Annotated in this window: 23 protein-coding genes; 9 read left to right on the top strand and 14 right to left on the bottom strand. The window is 41.3% G+C overall.

Annotated elements, in window-relative coordinates; genetic code table 11:
• Positions 1–567: 567 nt before the first annotated feature.
• Positions 568–1,731 carry a GGDEF domain-containing protein gene (locus tag C2M25_RS15260; RefSeq protein ID WP_105181478.1) on the bottom strand — a complete coding sequence of 388 codons (1,164 nt, stop codon included), beginning with the start codon at positions 1,729–1,731 and terminating at the stop codon, positions 568–570.
• A gap of 175 nt (positions 1,732–1,906) precedes the next feature.
• Complete coding sequence (locus C2M25_RS15255; protein WP_105181477.1) at positions 1,907–2,557, bottom strand: glutathione S-transferase family protein; 651 nt, start codon at positions 2,555–2,557, stop codon at positions 1,907–1,909.
• A gap of 101 nt (positions 2,558–2,658) precedes the next feature.
• Here C2M25_RS15255 and C2M25_RS15250 point away from each other — a divergent pair, with 101 nt between their 5' ends.
• Positions 2,659–3,498: a LysR family transcriptional regulator gene (locus C2M25_RS15250; protein WP_105181476.1), complete on the top strand. Its 840-nt coding sequence runs from the start codon at positions 2,659–2,661 to the stop codon at positions 3,496–3,498.
• 13 nt (positions 3,499–3,511) lie between these two features.
• On the opposite strand, the gene C2M25_RS15245 is transcribed toward C2M25_RS15250, so the two are convergent.
• Positions 3,512–5,512, bottom strand: a complete 2,001-nt coding sequence (locus C2M25_RS15245) for a winged helix-turn-helix domain-containing protein (RefSeq protein ID WP_105181475.1) — start codon at positions 5,510–5,512, stop codon at positions 3,512–3,514.
• A gap of 130 nt (positions 5,513–5,642) precedes the next feature.
• On the opposite strand from C2M25_RS15245, the gene C2M25_RS15240 reads away from it, so the two are divergent.
• The 3 genes from C2M25_RS15240 (at position 5,643) to C2M25_RS15230 (ending at position 9,511) form a co-directional block, all read left to right on the top strand.
• On the top strand, positions 5,643–7,649 hold the full coding sequence (locus C2M25_RS15240; protein ID WP_105181474.1) for a fused MFS/spermidine synthase: 2,007 nt from the start codon (positions 5,643–5,645) through the stop codon (positions 7,647–7,649).
• A 78-nt stretch (positions 7,650–7,727) separates the two neighbouring features.
• Positions 7,728–8,345: a DUF6795 domain-containing protein gene (locus C2M25_RS15235; protein WP_105181473.1), complete on the top strand. Its 618-nt coding sequence runs from the start codon at positions 7,728–7,730 to the stop codon at positions 8,343–8,345.
• Positions 8,346–8,356: 11 nt separating this feature from the next.
• Entirely contained in the window at positions 8,357–9,511 is a 1,155-nt protein-coding gene (locus C2M25_RS15230; RefSeq protein WP_105181472.1) for a lipase family protein, read from the top strand.
• 85 nt (positions 9,512–9,596) lie between these two features.
• Here the strand turns inward: C2M25_RS15230 and aroC are convergent, their stop codons facing one another.
• Together aroC and prmB are read right to left on the bottom strand one after the other, a co-directional pair.
• The gene (aroC, locus tag C2M25_RS15225) at positions 9,597–10,697 is read right to left on the bottom strand and encodes a chorismate synthase (RefSeq protein WP_062569802.1); all 1,101 of its coding nucleotides are present in this window, start codon (positions 10,695–10,697) and stop codon (positions 9,597–9,599) included.
• Positions 10,698–10,762: 65 nt separating this feature from the next.
• Positions 10,763–11,698 carry a 50S ribosomal protein L3 N(5)-glutamine methyltransferase gene (gene prmB, locus C2M25_RS15220; protein WP_063706718.1) on the bottom strand — a complete coding sequence of 312 codons (936 nt, stop codon included), beginning with the start codon at positions 11,696–11,698 and terminating at the stop codon, positions 10,763–10,765.
• Positions 11,699–11,799: 101 nt separating this feature from the next.
• Between prmB and smrB the strand changes: the two genes are divergently transcribed.
• On the top strand, positions 11,800–12,357 hold the full coding sequence (smrB, locus tag C2M25_RS15215; protein ID WP_105181471.1) for an endonuclease SmrB: 558 nt from the start codon (positions 11,800–11,802) through the stop codon (positions 12,355–12,357).
• Between the two features lie 24 nt (positions 12,358–12,381).
• Positions 12,382–13,302, top strand: coding sequence for an AEC family transporter (locus tag C2M25_RS15210; RefSeq protein ID WP_105181470.1), 921 nt, complete (start codon positions 12,382–12,384; stop codon positions 13,300–13,302).
• Positions 13,303–13,304: 2 nt separating this feature from the next.
• Here the strand turns inward: C2M25_RS15210 and C2M25_RS15205 are convergent, their stop codons facing one another.
• From C2M25_RS15205 to sixA, 4 genes are read right to left on the bottom strand one after another with little or no spacing between them, the layout of a single operon-like run.
• Entirely contained in the window at positions 13,305–14,039 is a 735-nt protein-coding gene (locus C2M25_RS15205) for an SDR family oxidoreductase (protein ID WP_105181469.1), read from the bottom strand.
• Positions 13,963–14,511, bottom strand: coding sequence for an ASCH domain-containing protein (locus C2M25_RS15200; RefSeq protein WP_105181468.1), 549 nt, complete (start codon positions 14,509–14,511; stop codon positions 13,963–13,965). Before C2M25_RS15200 ends, C2M25_RS15205 begins: the two co-directional genes overlap by 77 nt.
• Positions 14,495–14,845 carry a RidA family protein gene (locus C2M25_RS15195; RefSeq protein ID WP_054562122.1) on the bottom strand — a complete coding sequence of 117 codons (351 nt, stop codon included), beginning with the start codon at positions 14,843–14,845 and terminating at the stop codon, positions 14,495–14,497. The genes C2M25_RS15200 and C2M25_RS15195 overlap by 17 nt, the downstream gene beginning before the upstream one ends.
• Before the next feature lie 50 nt (positions 14,846–14,895).
• On the bottom strand, positions 14,896–15,372 hold the full coding sequence (gene sixA / locus C2M25_RS15190) for a phosphohistidine phosphatase SixA (RefSeq protein ID WP_063706710.1): 477 nt from the start codon (positions 15,370–15,372) through the stop codon (positions 14,896–14,898).
• A gap of 195 nt (positions 15,373–15,567) precedes the next feature.
• Here sixA and C2M25_RS15185 point away from each other — a divergent pair, with 195 nt between their 5' ends.
• Positions 15,568–18,288 carry an insulinase family protein gene (locus C2M25_RS15185; protein WP_105181467.1) on the top strand — a complete coding sequence of 907 codons (2,721 nt, stop codon included), beginning with the start codon at positions 15,568–15,570 and terminating at the stop codon, positions 18,286–18,288.
• Between the two features lie 176 nt (positions 18,289–18,464).
• The gene (locus C2M25_RS15180) at positions 18,465–20,579 is read left to right on the top strand and encodes a sensor domain-containing protein (protein ID WP_442793028.1); all 2,115 of its coding nucleotides are present in this window, start codon (positions 18,465–18,467) and stop codon (positions 20,577–20,579) included.
• Here C2M25_RS15180 and C2M25_RS21750 read toward each other — a convergent pair.
• A complete protein-coding gene (locus tag C2M25_RS21750) occupies positions 20,576–20,770 on the bottom strand; it encodes a hypothetical protein (protein WP_138624605.1) in 195 nt (64 codons plus the stop codon). The two genes, C2M25_RS15180 and C2M25_RS21750, sit on opposite strands and share 4 nt — an antisense overlap.
• A 221-nt stretch (positions 20,771–20,991) precedes the next feature.
• On the opposite strand from C2M25_RS21750, the gene C2M25_RS15175 reads away from it, so the two are divergent.
• Positions 20,992–21,468: a DUF4234 domain-containing protein gene (locus tag C2M25_RS15175; RefSeq protein WP_063706703.1), complete on the top strand. Its 477-nt coding sequence runs from the start codon at positions 20,992–20,994 to the stop codon at positions 21,466–21,468.
• Positions 21,469–21,538: 70 nt separating this feature from the next.
• Here C2M25_RS15175 and C2M25_RS15170 read toward each other — a convergent pair whose 3' ends face one another.
• Genes C2M25_RS15170 through C2M25_RS15155 form a run of 4 tightly spaced genes read right to left on the bottom strand, consistent with a single transcriptional unit; the run spans position 21,539 to position 25,917 of the window.
• Complete coding sequence (locus C2M25_RS15170) at positions 21,539–22,858, bottom strand: DUF58 domain-containing protein (protein WP_105181465.1); 1,320 nt, start codon at positions 22,856–22,858, stop codon at positions 21,539–21,541.
• A complete protein-coding gene (locus C2M25_RS15165; RefSeq protein WP_105181464.1) occupies positions 22,855–23,838 on the bottom strand; it encodes an AAA family ATPase in 984 nt (327 codons plus the stop codon). Before C2M25_RS15165 ends, C2M25_RS15170 begins: the two co-directional genes overlap by 4 nt.
• Positions 23,835–24,983: a DUF4350 domain-containing protein gene (locus C2M25_RS15160; RefSeq protein ID WP_105181463.1), complete on the bottom strand. Its 1,149-nt coding sequence runs from the start codon at positions 24,981–24,983 to the stop codon at positions 23,835–23,837. The genes C2M25_RS15165 and C2M25_RS15160 overlap by 4 nt, the downstream gene beginning before the upstream one ends.
• Positions 24,973–25,917, bottom strand: a complete 945-nt coding sequence (locus C2M25_RS15155; RefSeq protein WP_158679730.1) for a hypothetical protein — start codon at positions 25,915–25,917, stop codon at positions 24,973–24,975. Before C2M25_RS15155 ends, C2M25_RS15160 begins: the two co-directional genes overlap by 11 nt.
• Positions 25,918–25,925: the final 8 nt, after the last annotated feature.

Genomic DNA, 25,925 nt, shown 5'->3' with positions numbered 1-25,925 from the left:
ACTACCCTGCCCAGTAATTTGGTATACCAGCCAATGATCGTCTTCATCAAGTTGGAACGATGAAGGAAGCTTTGCATAGCCTTTTAAATTAATAACCTGCAATAAGTCGCCATTAGCATGACCAAGAATGAGTGAATAAAAATCTGGATGGCGCGTTAAAATTTCGAGCAAAACATGCTGTAAAATGCCTTTATTATCTTGGCTATTCGAAAAGAGTCGCGTGTCGTGGATCATCACGCTCAAGGTATTATCGGCTCGCTCATTGATTCGGGTGATGTGATCAGCTATTTGTTGGCTAGTTTGCTTAAATTGCTCAGATTTAGTTTGTAGTATCAGTTTTTCACTAAAATAATAATGCAGACTAATCGCCACCACGCCAGTGAGTAAACTCGCGAGAGCGAACACCAGTAGAACACTGGCCCTGATTGAAATTTTATAGCCCTTATCATGGCGTGATAGCATTCGCGACTCCTTGCTAGCTAATAATTCATATTGTTTTAAAAATGATACTTTAAGATTATATCGAAACAACAATAAGGTACATGTATTTGTGCGCTTTTCAGCCATTTATAGTTTTATTACTAATTGGTTTCGCCCAGCTTCTTTCGCCTGATAAAGCGCAGCATCAGCCCGTGAAATAACTGATTTTTTAGGCTCTTCTTGCATCACAGTTAAACCAAAGCTGGCGCGAATTGGTAAAGACAACTCACCAACCTCGCACACTTCACTATTCAATCGTGAAATCATACTGTTGATAATAACCGTTGCATCAGGCACAGAGCATAGTGGCAGCACAATAACAAACTCTTCTCCGCCAAAACGATAAACGTCATCAGAGGTACGTAGTGAGTGAGTTAAAAATGCAGAAAAACGTTGTAACACGACATCCCCCACCTCGTGGCCATGGGTATCATTCACACGTTTAAAATAATCAATATCAGCCAGAATAACACACACTTGTTTTGCCTCACCTTGCTGTTGCTTAGCCAACCGCTGATATTCTTCATAGGCATTATCAAAAGCACGGCGATTGGGCAGTTGAGTAAGTGCATCTTTAAGGGCTTGGGTTTTCATTTCATGAGCAAGCTGGGCAAGCTGTGTATTTCTTACAAATAATGCGCGGCGCATCGTGTGCTCTTGAGCTGCCATGATCAACCCCGCTAAATTAGCAGCCACATGCGCTAAGATCACCACATAAAATGAGTGAGTGGATATATCTTTATAGGAGTAAATAACAATCACAGCGAAGACACTGTAAGCAACACCTAAAAACAAAGATAACTTCAAAGATAACAATGTTGAAAAGTAAAAGGTGATCAATATGATCACATCAAAAAACATGTGCAAAATATAATTTCGCTCATAGGTGACAACCATGAACTGGATATTCAAAAATAAAAACACCATAAACACGACAATCACGGGTTTTAACTGCCCTGGCGTTTTTATAAAACCTAAACCAAAAGCGCTTAGTAAACAAACTGATATAGTAACGGCTCTACCGATCAGGGCAATATCGGGCCAAAAGCTCGCTTGAATGATCATCTTGTCAAAGAATGTCACCAAAAAAGTAACAACTGCAATCAAACAGGTAAGAAACTGAGCTATTTTTTTATCTTGAGCAAATTTACTTTGCAAAAATGCTTGCTCAACCTGTAACGATTTAAATTGGCAAGCATAACGCTCAATCGACATATCTTCGTTTAATAATTTTGCTGCAAAAGCGCCCATAAATAAATGCCTACTACGAAAGGAAGTGAGGGGTGTTAGATTAAAGAGCAACTACTCTAGTATAGAATGTATGCTCATTAATTAAACTAGTATTTTTGTATAAAAATACGACAAAAAACCCCAAATAAAAGTATAGTAGACAATAAATTAAATAGGAAAATATTCTAAATTTCAGTTAGTTGATTTCTTCACCCGCTTCATCACAATCTACAATATCGGTTTCTTTCAGCGCTTCGCTGATCCAGCTTTGCATTACCGGGCAACTAAGTACGTGCTGACAATACGCTTGTGCAGCATGCGAAAGCTCCACCTGATACGTTTTGAAGCGCAGCACCACAGGTGCAAACATCGCATCAACAATAGAGAACTCACCAAATAACCATGCGTTAGGGTAACTTTGCTGCTGAGCAGAAAATATCTCATCGATACGCGCAACGTCTTTTTTAGCTTGCTCTGATAATTCAACATGCCTGTTAGCGCGAATATTCATTGGCATTTCATTGCGAAGTGCAGCAAAACCAGAGTGCATCTCAGCCGCTAGACTGCGCGCTTTTGCTCTTTGGGCTATTTCACTTGGCCAAGCAGCACCATTTAGATAAGCATCATTGATGTATTCACAAATAGCGAGTGAATCCCACACGATTAACTCAGCATCAATAAGGGCCGGCACTTTTTGCACGGGAAACTTACTTTTTAATGCTTCATAAAACTCAGGCGTATCTAAAACTAATTGCAGCTCTGTAAAAGAGATATTGAATTTACTCAGTAAATACCAGGCCCGCAATGACCAAGTTGAGTAGTTTTTATTGCCAATAAATAATTGCATTGTGCTTCCTTTAACGTTTAGATTAGGTTCACTATAAAACAGCAATTGGGTAATTACTCGCCAATTGTTTTTATGCTACCTATAAGAAAAGCTGATACATTATGGATATTGATGCCCTCAGAACTTTTTGTGCTTTTGTTGATACAGGCAGTTTCACCCGTGCTGCAGCACAAATTTGCAGAACCCAATCTGCGGTAAGTATGCAAATGAAAAAGCTTGAACAAGACCTCGCAAGTCCGCTATTTGAAAAGCAAGGCCGTCAGTTGGTGCTAACCCATCAAGGCCACCAGCTAGCAAGCTATGCAAAGCAATTGATAGCGCTTCATGATGAAGCCTTTAAGCAATTAAAAGCAGGCACTGGCAATTTACGTGTGCGCATTGGCTGCCCTGACGACTATGCCCACTCTTTACTACCAGAGCTTGTTGATGCCTTACACCAACAGTTTAATGCGCTGGATTTACAAATAAGCTGCGCCCCTAGTACTGAGCTTAGAGCCAAACTAGACCAAGGTATGCTCGATTTGGTGATTGCCACTCGCTCGCCAGACAGCGAAGAAGGCTACTTATTGCAATCAAGCCAAGGCGTGTGGGTGAAAAGCCCTACTTTTGAGATTAACGATTCAACCCCACTTCCTATCGCCTTGTTTCAACGAGACTGTAAGTTTCACCAAGCCAGTATTGAGGGTCTATTAAAAGCCGAGCGTCGTTTTAATATTATTGCCTGTTGTGGCTCAGCGGGAGCGTTACATGGCTTGATTAAACAAGGACTGGCAATTGGCAGTATGGCGCGAATAAGCATGCAATCGGGTGTGGAAGAGGTGAGCGATAACTCACTTCCGGTACTGCCTGTCATTGATATCGTCCTGCTTTACGGTAATCATGCCCACAACCCGCTAAGTCATGAAAAAATTAAACAGCTTGTGGAAATAATTAAGGCATAAAGACCATATCAAGCTAAAGAAGCTTTACTAACTTACGAGTTCTATTAGGCTCTGTAAGGTATAAAAACTCTGTTAAATCATGGGCACTGTTGATCAGCATATGTTGCTTAGGTTGAGTTAATTGCCAACTTTCGGTTGCGGCAGTTGCCAAATCGATACGCTGGAAATTAATAGTATCAGCATGCTCCATAGTGACCGCTAATTGCTGGTTACTTACAGATATACCAATGATGTCATTGTTAGCTGCTTGCCAAACAGTCTCAATATCTCCTCGGCTATTAACTCGAAACACTTCGTTGCTATTTGAAAAATAGATCTGGTCTTGCTCATCTAAATCCATGCCATAGCAGCTTAAACGTTTCCCTGAGCCTGTGAATGGTGTCAACTTTAGGCTTGTTAAATCGAATTTAGCCGGATGAAACGTCTGTCCATCCTCCGCTCGATATGAAACTAAAATCGCGTCTTGATTGTGATACATTTCTCGCAAGTAAAAAGAGTGATTTCCATGAGGAATTGTTTCATAAGTGCCACTGCTTAAATCAATTTTAAACAATGTATCTTTACTTGCGGTGTAAACCTGCCGTGCGTCTTGGCTCCAAACAATACCAAATAACTCATGGTTATCAGGGTTAGCAAAAATGCGCGTTTGCTTACCATTATCGTATAAAAATAATTGCTTTAATCCAAAACGATGAGACTCAAAAACAAATTTAGTTGAGTCTGGCGAAAACACGGGTAGAAAGTCGATTGATGAGGTATCTACGAGTTTAGTCAGATTGTCAGGGTTAGCACGTGTTTGGCTAACAATATCTACATCAACATTCACTAGCTCCATCAAAATGGCTTCAGCGTCTGGCGTGTACTGGGCATCACGGATTATTTGATAATTATTAAATGAAATTAACTGCTGCTCACCATCAAGATCCAGATTAACAAGCTGATTTCGTTGGCTAATCAATAGTGCTTGATTATTCGGGTGCCAACTTAACCCTTGAATACCGTTTTCTATAATGGCAATAGTTTGTATTTTTTTACTGGCTAGGTCGAGTACATCAATACGGTATTTGTTTTGCCCCGCTTCAATCCCCATTGCGACTTTACGGCCGTCTTTCGATAACGCATTAACAAGTAACCAATCTTGCTGTGTGGCAGCTAGTAAATGTGCCTTTTGTTTAGATTCTAAGTTAAGTGAAACGAGTCGAGTATCGTTTTGTCGTTTATCTTTTTCTATGTAATAGAGCTTATCAGCATGCCAATCGATGTGGTGACTGGTTACAACGGTGCCATCAAATACACTCACCGTCGCTTGTTCTAATGGCTGAAATTTAGATAAATCAATGCTTATCGTGTTTAGATGTTGTTTCTGCTCTGTACTTTTAACAAATGCAATCGCATTATCGGAGGTCGACCACCCCAAAGCATAGTAGCTTGCAGCATCTTCAGTCAGCCTCACTTCTCGCTCTGTCGCAAGTTCTTTAAGCCAAATTTGCTGACTTCCTTTATCACCTCTAACAAAAGCAAGGTACTTACCACTATGTGAAAGTGACAAATTAGCTTCATTTAGTTCACTCGAAGTGAGTGGCATCAACTGGGTAAAGTGAGCAGTATCTTGCTGTTTAGGGATTAGTTGCCACGCAATAGCGATAAGGCTTACTAGTAAAAAAAACAGCAACCCAAGATTTTGCGCTTTTAGTTTTTTGCTCTGCCCCTGTGTTACTTTTTCAAGGCTATAACCACGCTTTGGGTGTGTAATTATATACTGCGGATTTTTGGCATCTTCTTGGAGTGCTTTTCGTAGCAATGCGATACAACGCTGTACCGAACTTGGGTTGTAGGTGGCATTAGGCCATACTTTTGCAAAGATTACTTCTTGGCTTACAACTTCACCTTTATTTAAATAAAGGGTATGTAATACATCCATGACCTTTGGCTCGACTATTTGCTCATAATCTTGCGATGAAATTAAACATCGACTCTCATCAATTGCAAATTTACCGATTCGATAACGCGCCACTTACTTCTCCAATAAATATTTACGAATCAAAGATTAAGGTTTTCTTAAGAGAAACTCAAGGGTTACTCCATTGTCACTTTGCTCTGGCTATTGGATTGTTTTTGCTATCTCAAAATAGGTAATAAAAACAATGTATAAATATTTATCAACGCTCACTATTTTCATCAGTGCTTTTTTAATTTTTCAAATTCAGCCGATGCTTTCAAAGCAACTTCTACCGCAATTTGGTGGTGGTGCCTCTATCTGGTCAGCAAGTTTAGTGTTTTATCAAGTCATGTTACTTATTGGCTATTTCTATGCGCATAACATGGGTCGCTTTCATATTAAGTTGCAGGTAGTCACCCATATAGTTTTAGTCACCTTTGCCACACTCATTGTTGTGACAAAATTTGCAGCCCCAAATCTCACAAATTGGCTGCCTACGCTTGCGGTGTTTGTTACTTTATTTATAGAAATTGGTCCAATATTTATTCTGCTGAGCGCTACTAGCGTGCTTTTACAAAGATGGTATGTGCAAACTGCTTCAGCACAGGTGCCTTACCATTGGTATTCCATCTCAAACTTGGGTTCTTTACTGGCATTAATGAGCTACCCGCTCGTTTATGAATTACTATTTTCTTTAGAGCAGCAAACTACATACTGGCTATTTGGACTTATCAGCTACTGCTTGTTATTAGCACTTCTAGTAATATTTTTACTAAAAAAAGCACCCGATTTATCAAGAGCGTCTATTCAAACTAGGCCTGTCACGCTTTTAAAAGGCAAAGGTCAATGGCTGTTATTAAGTGCCTTAAGCTCAGCCATGTTGGTATCTACCACGCATATGATCAGCACTAATATTCCACCCATGCCATTACTTTGGTCGTTACCTCTTGTAATTTACTTGCTCACCTTTAGTTATACGTTTGCCAACAGAGCAAATTATCAGCGTCATGTGTGGGCATATGTGTTTATATTTTCGGCTTTTGCAGGTCTGTTAATGTTTTATTTTGGCAGCTTATTCAATGCCCTAGCCCAGCTTATAATTTACAGCCTGATTCTATTAACCGCCGGTATGGTCTGTCATGGTGAGCTGAGAGACAAAGCCCCAGAAAACGAGCAATTTACCATTTTTTATTTTTATATCGCCCTTGGCGGTGTGTTAGGGTCGCTTTTCAGTACGCTCATTGCCCCATTGCTATTTGTCCAAATTGACGAGTATGTACTTACATTAGCGGTTATTTTTAGTTTTGTGTGTTATTACCAAATAAAAGCTAAAACAAAGACAAAACAGCTCAAATTCACTCTCGCAACCAGCTCCATCGCTTGGTTAGCATGCTATTGCTTTTTAGCAGTAAACTTTAACCAATATAACGTTGCCACTAGCCGCAACTTTTATGGCTATTTAGCGGTAAAAGATATAAACACTCAATCAATAAAAGAAAGACGCTTAATTGACGGCACCACAATTCATGGCTCAGAGCCACTAAATCCAAACCAACAGTTTGAGCAAAGTTATTACCATCAGCATACTGGTGTCGCTAAATCACTTGCCATACTAAAGCAACACAGCGCACTAAACATTGGCGTCATTGGTTTGGGTGCAGGCGTTTTAGCGCGGTTTGCAGACCAACAGGATAGTATTCACTTTTTTGAGTTAAACCCTGCTGTGGTCGAGATGGCAAAGCGCTATTTCTCATATTTAGAAAACAGTGAAGCCAAGCTCACAGTCAGCTTAGGGGATGGTCGTATTGCGCTAAAAAATAATGCGGACGAAGTATTTGATGTCTTGATTATTGATGCATTTTCAAGTGATGTAATTCCTGCGCATTTACTAACCCAAGAAGCAATGTCACTTTATTGGCAAAGGCTCAATGAGAATGGCGTATTGATTGTGCATATTTCAAATAATCATATCGACTTACTGCCTGTATTACAGGCACATAGCCAACACTTTAATAAGGCTATGTTAAAGTTTAGCTATCAAGGCCATAGCCCATCAGACATAGGCTCAGACTGGGTGGTGCTAACTGATAATCAGGCTTTTTTAAATCGTGTATCTATCAGTGATTTGTCGCCTATTAAACGCTACCCACATAGCGAGCTGGCAATGTGGACTGATAGCAAACACAGTCTACTCCCCTTATTAAAATTCTAATAGGCATAAAAAAGGAACAATCAACTTTACATCTGTTTTTCAATCTATTAGTGTTCCCTAAATACGCACGGATTGCTTATGAAAAAATCAATTACAAACAAAATTACCCACATTATTCTAGCTCTCTCTGCGTGTGTAATTATTTCCACAGCTATAGGTCAAGGAGACGATATGTTTAGCTGGTTCAGAAAGAAAAAAGAAGTATTTTTAAGCCCAGAAGTCAATGGTATTGTGACTGAAAATGGTCAACCTGTTGCTAACTTAGAGATAATTCGCTCATTAATCTACATAGATGAAAAAGTTCATCGCGACACTGCAATAACCGATGAAAACGGGTGCTTTCACTTTCCTAAGAAAACAATTTTATCTTCAATACCTAATAAATTGATTGCTGAGCATCGTGTTTCTCAAGAAATTTTTATTGAAAGAGATAATGAGCTAACTCCTTTATGGGTTGCAACTCAGTCTGGGATTGATGAAATTCCAGAGTACAGCAAGAAGCTGTCATTCTTGAACTGCCAGATGACCGCTCCTCATGTTGTATTTGAGTTCAAAAATCAAAAAAATAAGCACCGTAACTTCGTAGCTCAAAGCATCTGTAGATGGGAAGAAGATTTTCTACCCTATAAGCTTTTAAAGAATGGTAAACAATACCGAATAAATAATTATGACCTAACAGATTTAACTGAAATATAAGGAAGATTGACATGGAAAAAGTCAAAACAGTTCTACCACCTAATATAGCTGCTTTAATAGCTAGTAGAGTATACGATATAAGAAAATCTACATCTTTTAAAGAAGAGTTCGGGCAAAACTTTGACAGCAGTTTCAAAATCACCAGCAATCAAATCAAAGGCGTCAGTGGTGGCTTAATTAACCAACTTCTAAATCGCAGTACTGGGTTTGCCTTAACAGCAGAAGGTGCATCCCCCCAATTTAAAGGCCATCATATTATAGGTATCCGCGGAACTGTTTTTACCTCCTGTTCTGATTGGCTAACCAATTTAAATGTAGCCATTACCCATGGACCTAAAAACTTAGAGGTACACTCTGGTTTCGAAAAAGCATTTACCAGTATGAAGCCCATGTTTGAGGCTTATGTAAAAAGTCATAAACCTAAGTGCTTGCACCTTGTTGGGCATAGCCTTGGTGGTGCAATCGCACAACTCACGGCAATTTGGGCAAGTGAAAAAGGCATTCCTGTAAATTTATATACCTTTGGTGCGCCGCGGGTTGTATTGAACCACTCCGTACATTTTGCCGCGCATAATATTGGCCAGTATCGCGTTACACATGGCGCAGACCCCGTCCCATGCGTGCCTGCTTGGCCTTTTAGCCATACATCTAGCGAATATCAAACGGCAATGAATGAGGGCGCATTTTTTAATATTGCAGCTCATTCTATGGAGGGGGATGCTCCTGGTTACGCTAATACTGTTGAAGCCTATCAAGACTACGCCAGTATGGAAAGCTCAATTAAGCCCCTTCACTACAACCATACTGTATTAAAGTATGATCAGCGCTTTAATGTTAGATTCTCGCTTAACTGGCAGCGAGTAATTACCAATGGCTTAATTACTTTTTTAAAGAAAACAGGACAATACGCCTTCATCTCTGCACAGGCAGGTTTAACTGTCGGGTTAACTTTTTATGATATTTTAGCCCGCTGCCTATATGAATCAGTGGTTAAATTTGTCGAGCTTACAGAAGAATTAAAAGGGTTAATTGGCCATATGCTCGCGTTTGTTGGTAAAGCATCGTATGAAGTCAAAGAGCTTACCGCTCAATTTATTCGTTGGGTATTAGGTTTAATGATCAAAAAGCTATACATGGTAGCAAAGCAGGCAATTGATCGTATTTAAGTTTCTTTATTGACCTTCTGCAATCAAAAACGCGGCAAATCAAGCCGCGTTTTAAGTTTATAGTTCTTTGCTAAATCAAACCAAATTAATCAATCGAACCCTTAATTGGTCCATGTTCGTGGCTTACATGTGGGTTTTGACCACGTTGGCGCAATAAGTGATCCATTAGGGTAATCGCCATCATCGCCTCAGCAATAGGAATTGCACGAATACCTACACATGGGTCATGACGTCCTTTGGTGATCATCTCTACCGCTTCGTTGCTGGTATTAATGCTGTTACCCGGTATGGTAATGCTTGAGGTTGGCTTAAGTGCGATAGAGGCAATGATGTCTTGCCCTGTCGAGATACCTGCAAGTACACCGCCCGCGTGATTTGAGGTAAAACCATCAGGAGTTAACTCATCACGGTGCTCAGAGCCTTTTTGCTCAACCACATCAAAGCCATCACCAATCTCAACGCCTTTTACCGCATTAATGCTCATTAATGAGTGTGCAAGCTCTGCATCTAGGCGATCAAATACTGGCTCACCAAGACCAACTGGTACATTTTTAGCAACCACTTTAACTTTAGCGCCTACCGAATCACCTTGTTTTTTTAGGTCGCGCATGTATTCATCAAGCGCATCTAATTTACTCGGATCCGGGAAGAAAAATGCATTGTTTTCCACTTCATCCCAGTTGTAATCTTCAGCTTTAATTGGCCCCAGCTGGCTCAAACAAGCACGTACTTCAATACCATGAAATTGTTTTAGGTATTTTTTTGCAATTGCACCCGCCGCAACACGAATCGCCGTTTCACGGGCAGAAGAGCGACCACCACCTCGATAATCACGGATACCGTACTTATGCCAATAGGTATAATCACCATGACCTGGGCGAAATACATCGGCAATTTTGCCGTAATCTTTTGAACGTTGATCGGTGTTTTCAATCAGTAAACCTATGCTAGTACCTGTGGTTTTACCTTCGAAAACACCAGAAAGAATTTTTACTTCGTCACTTTCGCGGCGCTGTGTTGTATAACGACTTTGCCCCGGCTTACGACGGTCTAAATCAATTTGTAAATCGGCCTCGCTAATTTCAAGACCTGCTGGTGTGCCATCAACAACGCCGCCTAATGCAACGCCGTGGCTCTCACCAAAGGTGGACACTTTAAATAGTTGCCCGATGCTATTACCTGCCATTAATTTTCCTCATTCCTAATGACTACTGAGACCGAGCCCTCAGGCTCGGCTTTTAAAATCTGCTGTTAATCTTCGAAATAGTTAACAAGCTGCTGTTTGCTGATCACAAACACACCAAGGCCACCTTGTTCGAATTCAATCCATTCAAATGGTGCGCCTGGGTACAGCTCTTCCATATGTACCATAGAGTTACCAACTTCGACAAATAACAAACCGTTATCAGTTAGATGCTCTGCGGCTTCAGCTAGGATGGTGCGAGTAACATCAAGACCATCATGACCCGATGCTAAACCCAGCTCTGGCTCGTGATGGAATTCACGAGGTAAATCAGCCATATCTTCAGCGTCAACATACGGTGGGTTAGCTACGATCAGGTCATATTTTTGACCCGGAACACCACTAAACACATCTGATTGAATTGGCAGAACACGGTCATTTAGCATGTAATCGCTAATATTAATATCTGCAACTTCGAGCGCTTCATATGAAATATCAACCGCATCAACCTGTGCATCTTCAAATGCTTGTGCAAGTGCAATAGCAATACATGCAGAGCCAGTGCATAAATCAAGAATGCGCGTTACTGAGCTTGGTTCTTCTAACCAAGGTGCAAAGCGATTGTTAATTAGCTCAGCAAATGGCGAACGTGGAATTAACACGCGCTCATCAACATAAAACGGCATACCTGCAAACCACGCGGTGTTGGTCAGGTACGGTACTGGCGTACAATCATTAATACGCTCTGCAATTAGTTCAGCTAAACGGTTTTTCTCGGTGCTGGTTAAACGCGCATGCATTAGCTCTTTTGGCGCGTCGATTGGCAAGCTTAGTGCTGGTAATAGTAAGCTAACTGCTTCATCCCACGCATTATCTGTGCCGTGCCCAAAGAAAATACCACTGCTGGCAAATTGACTGGTTGTCCAACGTAACCAATCATGCAACGTTGAAAGTTCTGCAATTGCCTCGTCTAAAATTGCGTCTTCAATCTGGAAATGGTTCATGTATGTTCCTTAACTTTCAAAGTCTGTTCTGACGCGTATTGTACCGTCTTTTCAGTTGGTTTTTACTCGATTTTTAGCGTTTTTTTGTTTAGACTGCCGCCATGAAAAAAGATCCCCACGCCAACAACCACATTAGCACTGACGATATTGACTTATTTCGTCAGAGTATCAGTGGTGCCAAAGCATTTAAACAAGACACTATTCGATTCACCAATAAGCCTAAAGTGTCACAAGCGAAGCAATTTTCCCAGCAAAAAAAGCAACATCAGGCAGAATTTTTCTTTTCTGATGAATATGTACCAGACATCGACACTCATGGCACCGTAAGTTATGTCAAACCAGGTCACGATAGCTTTTTAGCAAAGCAACTTCGCCGTGGAGATTACCCACCTGAGTTAACCCTTGATTTACATGGCTTAAGTAAAGAATTAGCCAAAGATGAGTTGGCAGGTTTAATTCATGAGTGTAAAAAGCAGCATTACTATTGCGCTTGTGTTGTGCATGGCATTGGTGAGCGCATACTTAAACACAAGGTACCGCAATATTTAGTACAACACCCTGATGTGATTGCGATGCACCAAGCACCTCTTGAATTTGGTGGTAAAGGAGCAGTACTTATTTTAATTAATCTTCCACAAAGTGATGAGTTCAGACGCTAACGTCTTCTTGTCATAAGGCCTAAAGTGCATATTTTTTCGATTATCTTTCCGCTGATTTTTATCGTGTTAAGTGGTTACATCAGCTCGCGAAGCAAATTTTTATCGAAAGAGCATATTGCAGGGTTAAGTAAGTTTACTTTTTACATCAGTGTGCCTGCTTTTCTATTTTTAAATATGGCCCAAGCCGATTTACAAAATAGTGTGTCTATTGCAGGGTTTTTGAGCTTTTACATCCCGGTATTGGCCATTTACGCCCTTGGCTATGTGATTGACCGCTACCTTATTAGCAAGCAATCTGCGCCGTCACGTCATGCTGTATTTGCCCTTGGCAGTAGTTACTCAAATACGGTACTGGTAGGTTTGCCTATTATTATTGCTGCACTTGGGCAACAGATGGTGGGTATTGTGTTTATGATCATTACTTTTCATAGCGCACTTTTGTTTACCCTTACCTTTTTGCTCAGTGCTAAGTCGCAGCAAACATTCTCTTGGCGCGCATTTGCTAAAAACATGCTGCTGAATCCAGTCGTGTTAAGTATCAGTAGCGGCTTGGCTGTTAACCTACTTGGCTTTACACTTTTTGATGATTTGGCAAATGGCCTGAGTCTACTTGCCAAACCTGCCATTGCCTGTGCGCTATTTGTATTAGGGGCGAACCTTGCGTTTTATAAAGTGGCCGACAACTTACAAGCCTCAATCATCGCAACCATCATCAAGCTTGTTGTGTTACCGTGTGGGGTCTACTTTTTTGCAGGCAGCGTATTCAACCTAGAGCAATCATTACTGAACGTGTTAGTACTTTTAAGCGCTTCTCCTTTAGGGGTCAACGCTTATCTAATCGCCAATCAAATTAAGCAACACCAAGCGACACTGGCAAGTAGCGTCGTGCTTTCAACAGTATTGAGTGTGGTGAGCTTTAGCATCTGGTTAAATATTTTACTTTAGTTTTATAAGCCACCAGATACATCGATAAAACTGCCCGTTGTGAATGAGGCTTGCTCACTTGCCAAAAAATAAATTGCTGAAGCGACCTCGCCAGCTTCACCACCTCGCCCTAGCGGTAACTTAGATTTTAACCTATCAACTCGGTTTGCTTCACCGCCATCACGGTGCATATCGGTATAAATAAGGCCTGGCCTTACCGCGTTTACCCGAATACCTTTACTTGCGACTTCTTTGGCAAGGCCAATCGTGAAGGTATCAAGCGCTCCTTTGGATGCGGCATAATCTAAATATTCATTTGGCGAGCCTGTGCGTGAAGCACCCGATGAAACATTCACAATACTGCCTTTGTCCATACGCTTTATTGCTTCTCGCGCACACAAAAATGCACCTGTAACATTACAACTCAATATAGCGTTGATACGCTTAGCATCCATTTCTAATAACGAAATTTGCGGCATCATCATCGCTGCGTTATTAACTAACACATCTAACCGCGAAACCTGAGCATCTAATTTAGCGAACATGGCAAGCACTTGCTGCTCATCAGCGATATCGGCTTGCAACAAATAGGCATTCACGCCATAGGCTTTTAGCTTATCAGCGACTTGCTCTGCACTTGCGTGATCTGACTTATAATTAATACACACATCGTAGCCATGTTTAGCAAACAGCTTTGCTGTCGCTGCGCCTATACCGCGGCCGCCTCCGGTAATAAGTACCACTGGATTCGTGCTCATCTGACTCCTTGAAAACTAACTTAAACTGCTCACACACCAATGACATATCGGGATGACATTGATACTCTGTGCCTGCGAGCTCTCGCTGATAATAATCCCAATGTACACGCTGCCAGTACTCAAGGCTTTTGTCGCCCTCGCCTTCTAATACAGCGTAATCGGCGCTTATTTGATTAAATGCGGTGATGGTTACTGAGACGGTTTCAATAATGCCGAGGGGCTGCCCCTGCCAATTGGTAAAAATGGCTAAATCACCAACTTCAGGAAGAGCTTCATTATTGGCTTTAAACCAATAAAGTGAAGGAGTTGTTGCTTGTTTTACGCCATTTAAAACCAATAATGCGCAGTCATTGGCATCTTGCTCATTGTCGCAAAAATGCCAACTTGGCAGTTCACTCACTTCGCGCCCTGATTGCTCATTAAAGCGAGCAATCATTTGCGCTATACGCTGCTCGTTACTTAACGGCTGCAACGACAGAAATCTCAACTAATAGCGCATCGCGCGCCATTTTGGCCTCAACACAAGCGCGAGCAGGTGCATGACCCTGTGGTACCCATGCATCCCAAACAGCGTTCATTTGTGCAAAGTATTCCATGCTTTTCAGGTAAATTGTGGCGCTTAGCATGTGCTCTTTGCTACTACCCGCTTCAATAAGTAGCGCTTCGACCTTGTCTAACATGGTTTGAGTTTGTTCGGTGATATCTTTTTCAGCATCAGCACAAACTTGGCCGCATAGGTATACAGTGCCGTTATGCTTAACGATGCGGCTCATACGCGCACCGGTTTGTAAACGTTCGATTGTCATAGTAAGAACTTAAAAAAATTAACAGTGGCGCTAATTTAGCAAATCCACTGTTATATTTCGACGTTATTTGGCGAGTGAATACTGAGGTAGTGACTGCGCTGTTTATGTTCATCATATTCGATAACAGCAACCGCACCAGTATTGAAAATTGGCATATGACCAGGACTTAACTGATCAACTAAGTAACTAACAATGGGCATATGGGCAACGACTAACCAGGTGTTGCACTGTGGATGCATAGCAATCAGCGTTTCAAGATAATCAGCAGCAACTTGCGGAACACCATCAGGGGTAATATCGCTACAGGTTTCATTAAATTGTAACGAAATATGTTGTGTCGCATCGGCAGCAGTCTGTTGTGCACGAATGTAAGGACTTACCAACAAAGCGTCAGGTTTATGGTGTGTTGCTAACCACTGCCCCATTCTACTGGCTTCTTGGTGACCGGTCTCGGTCAGTTGTCTTGCTGCATCATCTGCTTGCATTGGCGTAGCTTCGCCATGGCGCATGATTAAGATTGTTTTCATAAAAAATCAACCGATTAAAGAATATAAAACAGTAGCCAGTTTGCTTGATTGTTCGCTATATTAGAATATCATCACTAGATACATTAAACATCCGCTTATGATATTCAGGTAGATTTTCGTAGCTCTGTCTTTTTTAGCTTTCCTGAAAATATCATCTGTTGTTAAGACATTAACGCATTCTTTCAGGAGCATCTTTTGAATATCAGCCGCAATGATAACAGAACATATCAGCCCCTAACACTGGACAATGGTCTAAAAGTACTTTTAGTGCAAGACTTAGAGTCAACAAAATCAGCGGCTTCTATGGCAATCAATGCAGGCCATTTCGACGATCCCCTTGATAGACAAGGTCTCGCGCACTTTTTGGAACACATGCTTTTTTTAGGCACTGATTTGTACCCAGAATCGGGCGGGTTTTCCAATTTTGTATCACAGTCTGGTGGCAATACCAACGCGTGGACTGGCACAGAGCACTCTTGCTACTTCTTTGATATTAACAACCAACAGTTTGCTGAAGCACTGGCGCAATTTAGCCGCTTTTTTATTGCCCCCCTATTAAATCCTAAAGAAACCAGTAAAGAGCGTAATGCTATAGATGCAGAATTTAAGCTAAAAATAAAAGATGATGGCCGACGTATTTATCAGGCTCACAAAGAAACTGTGAACCCAGCTCACCCTTTTGCAAAGTTTTCGGTCGGTAATCAGCAAACTCTTGCGGATCGTGAAGGTTGCATCAGTGATGAGCTACGCGCTTTTTTCGATAGTCATTATCAGGCTCAGTGGATGACACTGGTGATCTGTAGCAATGAAGATATTGCAACCATGACAACTTGGGTAAAACAATTTTTTAGCGAAATAAAAGGGCAGCCTAAAAGTAAAGAGATCATAGAGCAGCCACTTTACCGTAAACAAGACTTAGGTAAGGTGTTACACATTGAACCTCATAAACATATGCAAAAGCTCATTATTAGCTTTGCGATGCCAAATATTGATGACTTTTATCGTCACAAAACCGTTAGTTTTATTGCCCACTTACTCGGCTACGAAGGCAAAGGGTCGCTATATTCTATTTTAAAAGAGCAAGGTTGGATCAATGCTCTGTCAGCAGGTGGCGGTATTAATGGTAGTAACTTCAAAGATTTTAATATCAGCATGGCGTTAACTGATGAAGGTATTGAATACTATGAAGATATCGTCGAAATGGTGTTTGAGTATATCTGCTTAATCAACCAAAACTGCGATAAATTGCCGCGTCTTTATCAAGATAAAAAGAACCTATTACAAATCGCCTTCGATAACCAAGAAAAAGCGCGCTTAATTGATTGGGTGAGTAACTTAAGCATTAATATGCAGCATTACGATGAAGCCAACTATGTGCAAGGCGATTATTTAATGGAAGGCTTTAATCGCTGCGCCCACGAAATTGCCATGCAATGGCTCACGCCTGACAACATGCGCTTGGTACTAATCCATCCAGGTGTTGAACCAGAGCACACCACCGCTTGGTACAATACCCCCTATAAAGTAGAAGATATCTCAACAAGTTGGCTTGAAGCACTCAGTGAAATAAACACACCATTACCACAGATGTGCTTGCCTAGTGCCAACCCCTATCTCACTAAAGATGTTGAACTACTGCCATTAGATGAGCCAACCAATGAACCAGAATTATTAGTCAAAAGAGAGGGCTTTGATTTTTGGTTCAAACAAGATGCGACTTTTCGGGTGGCTAAAGGACACTTTTACTTAGCAATGGACTCAACCTTTGCGATTAAAGATGTTAAACACATGGCGCTTACCCGCTTGTTTGCCGACCTGTTTATGGACAGTGTAGCTGAGCAATTTTATCCGGCAGAATTGGCAGGCCTTAGTTATCATTTAACCTCGCACCAAGGCGGCTTAACCCTACACACTGCGGGCCTTTCATCGAGTCAGTTAGAGCTCGTTAATGAATTACTGGATGCGCTCTTTAATGTTGAGATCTGTGCAAAACGCTTTGCTGAGTATAAAAAGCAGCTTGTGAGACACTGGCGAAACAGCAATCAAAATAAACCCGTCAGTGAGTTATTTAGTATTTTGGGTGCGCAAATCATGCCGTGGAACCCAGAGCCGAATGCCTTAGCGCAAGCTTTAAAAGATACCAGTTTCCATCAGTTTAATTGCTTTAGAAATGAGTTTTTTAAAGCTTTGCATGTTGAGTCTTTTTTACATGGTAACTGGCAGCGCAGTGATGCTATTAAGTTTCAAAAGCAAGTGACTGAACACTTAGCTGGCAGCACCACGATTATTGATTTAACGCGACCACTCAATGATATTACCGATGTTGAGCAACAGCGTTTTACGTTAAATTGCAGCGATCATGCGATGGTGCTTTACTACCAAGCACGCACCGATGACACCACTGAAAAAGTGCAAATGATGGTACTTAATCATTTAATAAATCAAGACTACTTTAATGAGTTAAGAACCAAACAACAACTTGGCTATTTGGTTGGAGCGGGCTATGCCCCATTTAATACCCGTGCAGGTATCGCTTTTTATGTGCAGTCACCTAAGCATAGTGCAGATGAAATACTGAAACGTCATCAGCTATTTATTAGCAATTATGTGTCGCAAATAAGCAGTATTTCTGAACAACAATGGCTCGACGCCAAAGCGGGTCTTGTCACTCATATTGCTGAAAAAGATAAAAATTTACGCCTGCGCTCGCAACGTTTATGGTTAGCAATTGGTAATCGCGATACTGAATTTAATATGCAACAGCAGCTTTTAGAGGCGCTTGATAAGTTAAGCCTTACTCAAATGCAGCAGTATATTACCGAGACATTTAGCGATAACCGACCAAGAATAGAACTTTTAAGTGAGCCAAAGGCCAAAAAACAGCCAAAAGCAACCCTTTCTTCGCATTCTCTTTGACTCGGACGCGGGCTTAGATTAGATTAATTGGTGCGAATTACGGTAATGCATTAATGACAAAAATAATAAAAATGATTTCTGCTTTTTTAACAATAAGTATGGCTGGGATTTTTTCAGCATCCGCCAGCCCTATAGAGCTGGAACAGAGCACATTGCTGCTTATTCCAAGCGCTATCATGATGCTGTTATTGCCGTACCTATTATTTGTCATTTTTAAATTAAAACGCTCACGTCAGCAACTTCGAATTTCAGAACATCGCTTAAAAAGTACCGTAGAAGGCAGTGGTGACACACTTTGGGATTGGAATATTAAAACCGGTGAAGTGCTGCGAATAAATGATAAATACACCTCAGATACAAACAGCAGCAGTGGCTTTCCCCCTAACCGCGAATTGATTCACCCTCACGATTTACAACACGTCGAAACAGCGCTAAAAAAACACTTTGCTGAACACACCGCATTCTTTGAAGCGAGCTACCGTATAAAAGACAGTTTTGATCGCTGGCACTGGGTACTGGATCGCGGCAAGATCATCGAAAAAGATGCAAACCTAAACCCTTTACGTATGACAGGTACAGTGCGAGATATTTCTCAGCTTAAATCAACTGAAGCGCGTTTAAACCTGTTTGCAAAATGCGTTGAGTCGTTAACTGACGCCATCGCCATTTACGATAAAAACTTCAAGCTGGTTGACTTAAACCCGAGCTTTTTGACTTTGTTTGGTGGCAGCCGCGAACAATATTTAAAGAAAGATTTTACCTTAAATGGTTATGACCAAAGCTATGTGGATGAAATTAAAGCCACCGTAAAAGCGACGGAGCATTGGCAGCAAGAGGTAAAACTTCGCAATGCAAATAGACAGTTGTTACCGATTGAAATTTCAATTGATGAAATCAAAAATGAGCACAACCAAATTTGTAACTATGTGGTGGTGTTTTCAGATCAAACAGAACGCAAAAAAGCCGAATCACAATTACATAACTTATCTAATCGCGACCGCACAACGGGCTTACCGAACCGAAATTTGTTTTTCACTAACCTGAAAAAGCTTGCTAAACAAGATAACCATCACGCTTTGTTAGTGTTTGACCTAGATAACTTTAAAAAGATTAACGACTCACTGGGCCACCAACTTGGTGATAGCTTGCTGTCTAAGCTTGCGATGCGCTTGAATAAGTTAACTCGCGAAAAAGATGTGTTTTATCGCCTAGGCGGTGATGAGTTTGCGCTGGTAATGTCGGGCACCAACGATATTCATACCATCACTCGAATGGCTAAACTCTTTTTAGCTGCAATTGCCACGCCTTTCAATATGGCGGGTCACGAACTGGTGATCACCTCAAGTGTCGGGATTGTACTGTTCCCGGAAGATGGTAATACCCCAGAACTATTGCTTAAAAATGCGGATACAGCCATGTATCACGCCAAGAAAAAAGGTAATAGCTACCTGTTTTTCAACGACACCATGAACCGTGAAGCGGTTAAACGCTTACAAATCGAAAACTTGATGCGTTACGGTCTAAAAGAAGATCACTTTGAGGTGTATTACCAACCGAAGATGAATATTCGTACTGGTAAGCTAGATGGTATGGAAGCACTTGTGCGCTTTATTACTCCGAAAAAAGGCGTCATAAGCCCTGGTGTGTTTATTCCTATCGCTGAAGAAACTGGGCAAATAATCGAAATTGGTGAAGTGGTTTTAAACAAAGCGTGTCGCGATGTAAAGGCGTGGATAGATCAAGGTTTATTCAGCGGTCGTGTGGCAGTAAACTTATCGGCCAAGCAGTTTAGCTTACCTGATTTAACCACTCGTATTGATGTAATTTTGCAAAAAAATGAACTGCCCTCTTACTTCCTTGAGCTTGAGATCACTGAAGGTACGGTTATGGACGATCCGAACGAAGCAATTGCAGTCATGCGCTCACTCAGTGCTCGTGGTATTCACCTTGCAATGGATGACTTTGGTACGGGTTACTCTTCATTAGCCTATCTAAAACAGTTCCCACTAAATACCTTGAAAGTTGATAAAGCCTTTATTGACGACATGCAATCAGAACGTGGTCGTAATATGGTCGACTCAATTGTGACCATTGCTCATAACCTTGATTTACATGTGGTTGCAGAAGGGGTTGAGCAAGCTGATCAGGTCGTTATGTTAGAGCAGTTAAAGTGTCAAACAGTCCAAGGTTATTATTATTCTAAACCGTTATCTCAACCTGAATTTACCGCATTCTTACAAAAGCAACTCGATAAATCTGCACCAAGCCTATTAAAAACTGTAAAAGCTTAAGGTCGCCAACCACACGATTGGCGGCCAACATGGCGCACAAATGCGCGGCGGTAATGCACGTTAAACAAACACCAAGCGACAGGCCCAAGCACTCCACCTAACAGCATCCAGCGCTTTACAGGCATCCCTTTAGACAGAGACTCAAGATACATCACCAAAATAAATACACAGCTCAAAATAACAAATAACACACAGCACCTCATTAAAATCAGCGGCAGTGTACATAATTTCAGCAAGCTTTAAAACTTCACTCATGCTATACCCTCTATAAGGCTTATTTATACTGACCTTGATGCTACTTGGCCTTACTTTCTAGGCTGTTGAAATGATGTACAAAAACCAAGCTCACTGCTATTATCGGTACGTGCAATTTGCACAAAGGAATATACAAAAATAATTATGAGGAATCGTTATGTCTGAAGAATCAGCTAACATTTATGAAGCACCAGAAGCTGAGCTTACTCAGCAAAATACCAGCGGTAATAGACCTATTTTAAACTTTGACCGCTTCTCTGCTTGGGGCGTGTTCTTTTTATGCCTTTTCACATTTGGTATTTACGCCGTATACTGGCTAGTAAGCCGGACCAATCAAGCAAATACGCTAGCTAAACATAAGGTAAGTCAAAACCTAGTTTATGGCTATGTTGCCCTCTACGCAATTAACATTGGTTTAGCATTCACATCTATTCCAGAAGGTTTATCTGCGCTTGTTTCGCTGGCTTCTTTTGTTGTTGGGATTGTATTAGTTTTCTCTCTTCGTACATCAATTAAAGAGTTGATTAATGAAGGCAGCAATGAACCAGTTCATTTAGGTGGTATTTTAACGTTTTTCTTTAACGTTATTTATTTCCAATACAAAATCAACGAAGCTATTGATAATCAGAAATAATCGTTTCATAGATTTCGTTATTTATTAAAAAAGGCATTGAATTCAATGCCTTTTTTATTGCTAGCTAGTATTACAATGCCCCGGAGTGCTTCACATTTAAATAGGTGTTAAGCACATGCGGTAGTAGCTGCTCAGGGTTACAGTCTATGGCTATCACCCCTTGTTTTTTCAGCTTTGCCATATTGGCTTTATGTGAATTTAACAGCGCTAATGCTGCACAATAGCTGGTTGCATCTTCGTACTTTTCAATAGGCTCATCGAGCACTTCACTCACGGCACGATTGTTAATATTAATAAGCGCAACTAAGTGGTGTTTTTGTAATAGCTTAATTGCAGGCATCAACTCATCAATACTTTGCTCATCAAGGGTGGTCACTAATAACACTAAAGACCGTTTACTGCGTTTAGCGATTAATTGGTTCACAGCCACTAAATAGTCACTGCTGCTCTTATCTGGATATAGATCATAAAAGTGATTCATTACCCGTGATACATTCTGTGCGCCTTTTACATCGGGTAACCAGCGCAGGTTTTGGTTAAAGCTTTGCATGCTAAACCAGTCACCTTGCTTTAAAACTGTGTGCGACAGCAGTAATAATGCATTTAAAGCATGATCAAAGTGGCTGCCCTCATTGGCTTCTATCGCCATTTTTTTGGAGGCATCGAGCATCACAATGACGTGTTGGTTTTGCTCTTCTTGATACTCACGAGAAATGAGTTTTCGACGCTTACTGGTCGCCTGCCAATCTATCTGCCTAACACTATCACCTTGGCGGTATTCACGTAACTGCTGAAACTCAATACCATCACCGCGCTTCTTAGTGAGTTTTAAACCTGAAATAGGCTTATTCACTACGCCACTTAAATGCTGCTTTGAGGTAACACGGCTAAAATCGGGATACACTTTTAATTGAATCGCTTGCGCAGCTAACCAGTTTGTTTGCCAAAGGCCAAATGGCGACCCGACCCTAAGTTCAATGGCACTGATCTGCGCATCGCCTCGTTTGTGAGCACGTAAACTAAAGCTCTGCTTTGCTTGCTGCATAGCATCTATAAACACCGTTTGCTGTGGCTTTTGCAGCTCAATTGCATTACTCAAATGAACGCTGACATCTAACATCGTCGCATGCTTCGCTTTATTTTTAATCACGACCTGCAATGCTTGGCGTCGATACAAAGCCATGTTGAGACTCGTTTGTGCACTTACTTCAAGTAAAGGCTCTGACTTCGCCGCCATATAATCGACAAATGCGACCAATAAGGGCACTATTAACAAGGCAGTTAGCACTAAGCTGTCAACCGATGCAATGGCACAGACAAGCAACAATAACAGCAACAAAGCGGTTAATTGCACTAAGCGTTTTGCAGGTCTATGCTTGATGCGTTTCATGAGCGCGGCGCTTCAACACTGCCTAAAATGGCACTGATCACTTCATCAAATGACACCCCTTCCAGCTCCAAATCAGCCGATAAAATTAATCGGTGTCTTAATATATTCACAGACACTGACTTCACGTCATCTGGGGTTACAAAATCACGGCCATTCATTAATGCCATTACTTTTGCGGCTTTAATGATATTAATTGAGGCACGTAACCCTGCGCCGTGCAGCACGCCTTGCCACGTTCGTGAACTACGCACTATATCGACGGCATAATTCAGTATTTGTTCGTCCACTAAGATATCTGCACAAAGCTGTTTAATGTCTGCAATACGCTTAGCATCCAAGACTGCTGGCAGCTGCTCTACTTTGGTTTCATTAGAAACAATCTGTGTATTCAGTTTTAAAAGCTCAACTTCCGATTCATGAGAAGGAAAACCAAGCTCCACTTTCATCATAAAGCGGTCTAATTCAGCCTCAGGCAGTGGGTACGTCCCTTCTTGATCTAATGGGTTTTGAGTGGCTAATACCATAAATGGTGAATCAATAGATAATGACTCGCCATCAATGGTGATTTGTTGCTCTTGCATCACCTCAAGAAGAGCTGATTGCGTTTTAGCTGGTGCACGGTTGATTTCATCAGCCAGCAAAATATTAGTAAAAGCGGGGCCTTTTTTGATATTAAATTCACCTGATTTCATATCATACAAACTATGACCAACAACATCTGAAGGCATTAAATCCGGTGTAAACTGCACTCGCGAAAAGTCTACATTTAAGCTTTTTGCTAAGGCTCTAACCAGTAGCGTTTTACCAAGCCCAGGAACCCCTTCAAGTAACACATGACCACCCGCAAAGAGCACCGTAAGCACATCTTCAACAATGGCATCTTGACCAACTAACACACGCGAAATGTTATGCTTTACTTGTTTTACTGCATCAGCTGCCTCAACTAAGCTCATGCGATTAGTGTCTAATTCCGTGCTCATAAGGCATTCCTCAATTGTTTAAATCGTTTTATATATTCTGTTCGTTGTTCTTTTGACTCAGGCAACTTGCTAGCAAGTAGTTGAGCCACTAGTTGTTTTTCAAAATGAGTTAAACTAGCGATGATCTGCGCCTGCTTTTCTACACTGAGCATTTTAAAATTAGGTACCCGCGACTCAACTTTGGCGTAAAAATCTTTCTTGAGTGCAGCAAATAACACGGCTTCGTGACCATGCTCAGAATAAAAGCTCGCCACTGCACGGATATGCTGATTAAAGCTGGTTTTTATGTCAAAGTCAGGTGCATAAGAGCGGCCGATGCGACTACTGATATGCCACACTGCAAGCACAATTAATAACAGTAACGTCACCACACATTGCCAGCTCCAGTGCCATAATTTGGCAAACCAATTTGGGTAAGTTAGATAAGGTACATAGGTTACTTTTTCAGCCCCTTTACTTAACCAAAGTAATAAGCTGCCATGATCAAGATGGCGAAGTCGATAATTGGTAAAAGGTAACAGTGAAGGCATCACGATGATCCGACCTTGGCCAAATGCAAAGTCACACATCAAGGTGTCGCCATTATCATTATTGGTACTCACACCTGGGCAGTTTTCAATAAAAAAGGCACGGCTTAGCTCAAGGTCAAGCTGAGTGTTTTCATCGATTGACAGCGTACTATTTTTATTCCCTTCTTTGAGCATCGCAAAGTCATATTCAAACACATCTTCTTGGCTTTCTACATTGATGCCAAGCTGACTAAAAAATACTGTGCTATCTATCGCCAGCTCATCACGTTGCCTGTTTAATACATAAATTAAACGCCCTCCTTCAGCGATCCAATCGGCAAGTTGTACATCTAACTGGTAAGAGTCAGCAAGCACCGCCTCATCCAAAATTAAGATACTTTGTGGGTCTATGTTTAACTCATCACTTTGTGCTTGCTCTGCCAAGCGTTTGTTTTTATTCCAATCGATACCATTGGCTTTAAGTAGCCGCTTAGCCATCGTAAAGTTATCTCTTGCCACATCACTATGAAAGCCAATTTCTATTTCTTTTTTCTGCCAATCTAAAGAAGCAATACCAGCAATAACAAATAAGCTAAACACCACTAGCACCGCTATGAGCACAACCTTAAGCTTCATGGGCTTGCTCCTTAGTCTCTGTTGTCATTGCCGTAATTTGCTCTGTCAGCTCGATAAAGTCGATATCAGGGGTTTTATGGCCCCAAGCAACCGTGACCCACGCAGAAAATAAGCGGGCAAAAATCGCTTGTACTTGGTTTGGCACCCTTGCATCAATTGCACGTTTACATTCGCGCTCAGTCATAGAGCGGTGCAAGCGCACTTCATGCTGTTGCTGTGCCCAACTCAGCGCATGATGAAGCAAATATGCCAGTGCCAAGCGGTGCTCACCTTGCTCAAAACACTGCTTTGCTGCGGCAATTAAATCAGTAGGTAAATCTTTACTTTTAATTTCAGCAAATAAAGTAGGGATCACTGGCTCTTCATTTACTTTTGTACGTTCTGGTAAGCTTAAATTTGCAAAAAAACCGCGCTTTTGCATCAGGTAATAAACCAACCAAATGACTAATAAACCGACCAGTACCCAAACAAATATGCCAAACACTTCACCAATCGCAGTAAACACATCGATAAGCCAAGACCAATCACTCTCTGATGAGCTGTCTTTTGCTTCGATATTTGGCACCCACGTGGTCTCAGTTTCAATGACATTAGGCTCATTGTAGAGTGCTGTAACCTGCTCTTTTACCGCTTGTTTATCGATTTGCTCTGCATAGCTTGTTGATGGCTGTAACGAAAACGTTGTCAGTATAAATAGCGTCACGGCACTGACGACGCCTGCAAGACGGGTGCGAATATTTTTAAAAGCCAGCTCTATATCCCAGCCTTCTAGTTCGACACGGCGGTGTAAATAAGCAAGGAAACCACCTGTTACAAATAACGGTGCGACTAACGAGATACTGATGATATAGATAAAGTTAAATGCTATCTCAACCCAGATTGGCGCTTCGAATAGCTGATACATAGCTTCTTGTGCAGAAAATGAATGGGGCACAAGCGCAA

The sequence above is a fragment of the Pseudoalteromonas sp. T1lg21 genome (assembly GCF_002964625.1).
GTDB lineage: Bacteria > Pseudomonadota > Gammaproteobacteria > Enterobacterales > Alteromonadaceae > Pseudoalteromonas > Pseudoalteromonas gelatinilytica.
The sequence above is the reverse complement of the archived record's forward strand: the minus strand, read 5'-3'. Positions and strand labels throughout refer to the sequence as shown.